Raw genomic sequence first — 5,409 nt, 5'->3', positions numbered from 1 at the left:
GCAAAGGATGTTCCGGCGGTGTCCTACTCTCCCACACCCTGGCGAGTGCAGTACCATCGGCGCAGGTGGCCTTAGCTTCCGGGTTCGGAATGGGACCGGGCGTTTCCCCACCGCTATAGCCGCCGTAACTCTATGAAACTAGACACAGAGAGCCAGACCTGTCATCCCCGAAAAAATATCCGGGAACTCACATCTGTCTTCTTCTCCGGTATCTGTGTGTTGTTTCAGATACCGCACAGTGGACGCGTAGCAGCTTTGTTGGTAAGTCCTCGGCCTATTAGTACCAGTCACCTACACCCCTTACAGGGCTTCCAGTTCTGGCCTATCAACCCAATGATCTGTTGGGGGCCTTACCCCCTCGAGGGGGTGAGAAACCTCATCTTGGAACAGGCTTCCCGCTTAGATGCTTTCAGCGGTTATCCCTTCCGAACGTGGCCAACCAGCCGTGCCCTTGGCAGAACAACTGGCACACCAGAGGTTCGTCCGTCCCGGTCCTCTCGTACTAGGGACAGCCTTCCTCAAGTTTCTAACGCGCGCGGCGGATAGAGACCGAACTGTCTCACGACGTTCTAAACCCAGCTCGCGTGCCGCTTTAATGGGCGAACAGCCCAACCCTTGGGACCTACTCCAGCCCCAGGATGCGACGAGCCGACATCGAGGTGCCAAACCATCCCGTCGATATGGACTCTTGGGGAAGATCAGCCTGTTATCCCCGGGGTACCTTTTATCCGTTGAGCGACACCACTTCCACACGTAGGTGCCGGATCACTAGTCCCGACTTTCGTCCCTGCTCGACCTGTCAGTCTCACAGTCAAGCTCCCTTGTGCACTTGCACTCGACACCTGATTACCAACCAGGCTGAGGGAACCTTTGGGCGCCTCCGTTACATTTTAGGAGGCAACCGCCCCAGTTAAACTACCCACCAGGCACTGTCCCTGAACCGGATCACGGTCCGAGGTTAGAAGTCCAATACGATCAGAGTGGTATTTCAACGATGACTCCCACGACACTGGCGTGCCGTTTTCACAGTCTCCCACCTATCCTACACAAACCGCACCGAACACCAATACCAAGCTATAGTGAAGGTCCCGGGGTCTTTTCGTCCTGCCGCGCGTAACGAGCATCTTTACTCGTAATGCAATTTCGCCGAGTCTGTGGTGGAGACAGCTGAGAAGTCGTTACGCCATTCGTGCAGGTCGGAACTTACCCGACAAGGAATTTCGCTACCTTAGGATGGTTATAGTTACCACCGCCGTTTACCGGGGCTTAAATTCTCAGCTTCGCTCCGAAGAGCTAACCGGTCCTCTTAACCTTCCGGCACCGGGCAGGCGTCAGTCCGTATACATCGTCTTACGACTTCGCACGGACCTGTGTTTTTAGTAAACAGTCGCTTCTCACTGGTCTCTGCGACCACCGCCAGCTCCCGGAGTAAATCCGTTCACCAGAAGTGGCCCTCCTTCTCCCGAAGTTACGGAGGTATTTTGCCGAGTTCCTTCACCACAGTTATCTCGATCGCCTTAGTATTCTCTACCTGACCACCTGTGTCGGTTTGGGGTACGGGCCGTGTACCAACTCACTAGAGGCTTTTCTCGGCAGCATAGGATCATGGAATTCGCCTCAACGGCTATGCATCACCTCTCAGGCTCATGCGACACGGATTTGCCTATGTCGCGCCCTACAGGCTTACACCACGTAATCCACCACGTGGCCCCACTACCTTCCTGCGTCACCCCATCGCTTGACTACTACACCCAGGATCGTGTGCATCCCCTTCCAGTCACCCGAAGGTGATCCGTCCGGTTCAGGACACTTAGCACAGATGATTCGCCACTGGGCGCGGATACACGGGTACGGGAATATCAACCCGTTGTCCATCGACTACGCCTGTCGGCCTCGCCTTAGGTCCCGACTCACCCTGGGCGGATTAACCTGGCCCAGGAACCCTTGGTCATTCGGCGGACGAGTTTCTCACTCGTCTTTCGCTACTCATGCCTGCATTCTCACTCCCACAGCCTCCACACCTGGATCACTCCGGCGCTTCCCTGGCTGCAGGACGCTCCCCTACCCATCCAATCTCCTGGCCCGAAGGCAAGATAATGATTGAATGCCGCGGCTTCGGCGGTGTACTTGAGCCCCGCTACATTATCGGCGCAGGATCACTTGACCAGTGAGCTATTACGCACTCTTTCAAGGGTGGCTGCTTCTAAGCCAACCTCCTGGTTGTCTAAGCGACCCCACATCCTTTTCCACTTAGTACACGCTTAGGGGCCTTAGCCGGCGATCTGGGCTGTTTCCCTCTCGACTACGAAGCTTATCCCCCGCAGTCTCACTGCCGCGCTCTCACTCATCGGCATTCGGAGTTTGGCTGACTTCGGTAAGCTTGTAGGCCCCCTAGGCCATCCAGTAGCTCTACCTCCGATGAGAAACACGCGACGCTGCACCTAAATGCATTTCGGGGAGAACCAGCTATCACGGAGTTTGATTGGCCTTTCACCCCTACCCACAACTCATCCCCTCAGTTTTCAACCTAAGTGGGTTCGGGCCTCCACGACGTCTTACCGTCGCTTCACCCTGGCCATGGGTAGATCACTCCGCTTCGGGTCCATGATGTGCGACTCAAACGCCCTATTCGGACTCGCTTTCGCTACGGCTCCCCCACACGGGTTAACCTCGCCACACACCGATGACTCGCAGGCTCATTCTTCAAAAGGCACGCCATCACCCCACAACGAGGGCTCTGACGGATTGTAAGCGCACGGTTTCAGGTACTATTTCACTCCCCTCCCGGGGTACTTTTCACCTTTCCCTCACGGTACTAGTCCGCTATCGGTCACCAGGTAGTATTCAGGCTTATCGGGTGGTCCCGACAGATTCACAGCAGATTTCACGGGCCCGCTGCTACTCGGGAGTTGCTCACATGAGCCGTTGAGTTTTCGCTTACCGGACTCTCACCGTCTACGGTCGGCCATCCCAGACCAATTCAGCTAACACAACGGTTTCTGACTCACGCTCCATTCGGCAGAATGAAGAAGAACAATCCCACGACCCCACACGGACAACGACTGCCGTCTATCACATCCGCATGGTTTAGCCTCATCCGCTTTCGCTCGCCACTACTCACGGAATCACATGTTGTTTTCTCTTCCTGTGGGTACTGAGATGTTTCACTTCCCCACGTTCCCTCCACACCACCTATATATTCAGTGGCAGGTAACACGACATCACTCGTGCTGGGTTTCCCCATTCGGAAATCCTCGGATCTCAGCTCGGTTGACAGCTCCCCGAGGCTTATCGCAGCCTCCTACGTCCTTCATCGGCTCCTGGTGCCAAGGCATCCACCGTACGCTCTTACACACTTACAAACAAAGATGCTCGCGTCCACTGTGCAGTTCTCAAACAACACACAAGAAAGATTCTTGATCCAGCACCAGCCGGAACCAATGTTCCGCGGTATGACTGAGAATCAATCTCGTCGTCTGATTTCCTAGAAAGAAACTCGCTTTCGCGTGTTCTTTCAGGACCCAATAGTGTGTCGGTATATTCACCGCGCTCGAAGACATGGCCTCGAACATGATGCGATGAAGATTGTCAGTGTTCCACCCATGAGCGTCCGCCGGCCTACATGTGAGGCCGAAACGGTCTCTGACGCATTCTCATTCGACTCTTCGAAGAGCATTGCGTAGAAGTGCTCCTTAGAAAGGAGGTGATCCAGCCGCACCTTCCGGTACGGCTACCTTGTTACGACTTCGTCCCAATCGCCAATCCCACCTTCGACGGCTCCCTCCACAAGGGTTAGGCCACCGGCTTCGGGTGTTACCGACTTTCATGACGTGACGGGCGGTGTGTACAAGGCCCGGGAACGTATTCACCGCAGCGTTGCTGATCTGCGATTACTAGCGACTCCAACTTCACGGGGTCGAGTTGCAGACCCCGATCCGAACTGAGACCGGCTTTAAGGGATTCGCTCCACCTCACGGTATCGCAGCCCTCTGTACCGGCCATTGTAGCATGTGTGAAGCCCTGGACATAAGGGGCATGATGACTTGACGTCGTCCCCACCTTCCTCCGAGTTGACCCCGGCAGTCTCTCACGAGTCCCCGCCATTACGCGCTGGCAACATAAGATAAGGGTTGCGCTCGTTGCGGGACTTAACCCAACATCTCACGACACGAGCTGACGACAGCCATGCACCACCTGTACACCAACCACAAGGGGGGCTATATCTCTATAGCTTTCTGGTGTATGTCAAACCCAGGTAAGGTTCTTCGCGTTGCATCGAATTAATCCACATGCTCCGCCGCTTGTGCGGGCCCCCGTCAATTCCTTTGAGTTTTAGCCTTGCGGCCGTACTCCCCAGGCGGGGTACTTAATGCGTTAGCTACGGCACGGATCCCGTGGAAGGAAACCCACACCTAGTACCCACCGTTTACGGCGTGGACTACCAGGGTATCTAATCCTGTTCGCTACCCACGCTTTCGCTTCTCAGCGTCAGTTACTTCCCAGAGACCCGCCTTCGCCACCGGTGTTCCTCCTGATATCTGCGCATTTCACCGCTACACCAGGAATTCCAGTCTCCCCTGAAGTACTCTAGTCTGCCCGTATCGACTGCAGGCTTGCAGTTGAGCTGCAAGATTTCACAATCGACGCGACAAACCGCCTACAAGCTCTTTACGCCCAGTAATTCCGGACAACGCTCGCACCCTACGTATTACCGCGGCTGCTGGCACGTAGTTGGCCGGTGCTTCTTCTACAGGTACCGTCACTTGCGCTTCGTCCCTGTCGAAAGAGGTTTACAACCCGAAGGCCGTCATCCCTCACGCGGCGTCGCTGCATCAGGCTTCCGCCCATTGTGCAATATTCCCCACTGCTGCCTCCCGTAGGAGTCTGGGCCGTGTCTCAGTCCCAGTGTGGCCGATCACCCTCTCAGGTCGGCTACCCGTCGTCGCCTTGGTAGGCCGTTACCCCACCAACAAGCTGATAGGCCGCGGGCCCATCTCGCACCGATAAATCTTTCCACCACAAACCATGCAGTAAGTGGTCATATCCGGTATTAGACCCAGTTTCCCAGGCTTATCCCAGAGTGCAAGGCAGATCACCCACGTGTTACTCACCCGTTCGCCGCTCGTGTACCCCGAAGGGCCTTACCGCTCGACTTGCATGTGTTAAGCACGCCGCCAGCGTTCGTCCTGAGCCAGGATCAAACTCTCCGTTGAAGACTCTCAACCAACCCCGAGGGGTCAATCGGAAGTAACTCGAACCAGAGTCCGAAAACCTAACTTAAACGCCAGCCGGAAAATAGCTGACAAAAATGTCCGACACCCACACGGGGGTGTAAGCGCCGGAACCAAAATAAATATTTGGCACTGACATTCATCGACACACTATTGAGTTCTCAAAGAACACACGCAC

Annotated in this window: 3 rRNA genes; all 3 read right to left on the bottom strand. The window is 55.4% G+C overall.

Features of this window, described 5'->3' with window-relative positions:
• Positions 1–10: 10 nt before the first annotated feature.
• Positions 11–127 (bottom strand): 5S ribosomal RNA (rrf, locus tag KO481_RS42545).
• Between the two features lie 130 nt (positions 128–257).
• Positions 258–3,362 (bottom strand): 23S ribosomal RNA (locus tag KO481_RS42540).
• Positions 3,363–3,696: 334 nt separating this feature from the next.
• Positions 3,697–5,213, bottom strand: a 16S ribosomal RNA gene (locus KO481_RS42535).
• Together the 16S, 23S and 5S rRNA genes form the textbook arrangement of a ribosomal RNA operon.
• Between the last annotated feature and the right edge of the window lie 196 nt (positions 5,214–5,409).

This window comes from Nocardia albiluteola (genome assembly GCF_018860155.1).
Lineage (GTDB): Bacteria > Actinomycetota > Actinomycetes > Mycobacteriales > Mycobacteriaceae > Nocardia > Nocardia albiluteola.
Note: the sequence above shows the minus strand (reverse complement) of the source record. Positions and strands in the feature narration are given on the sequence as shown.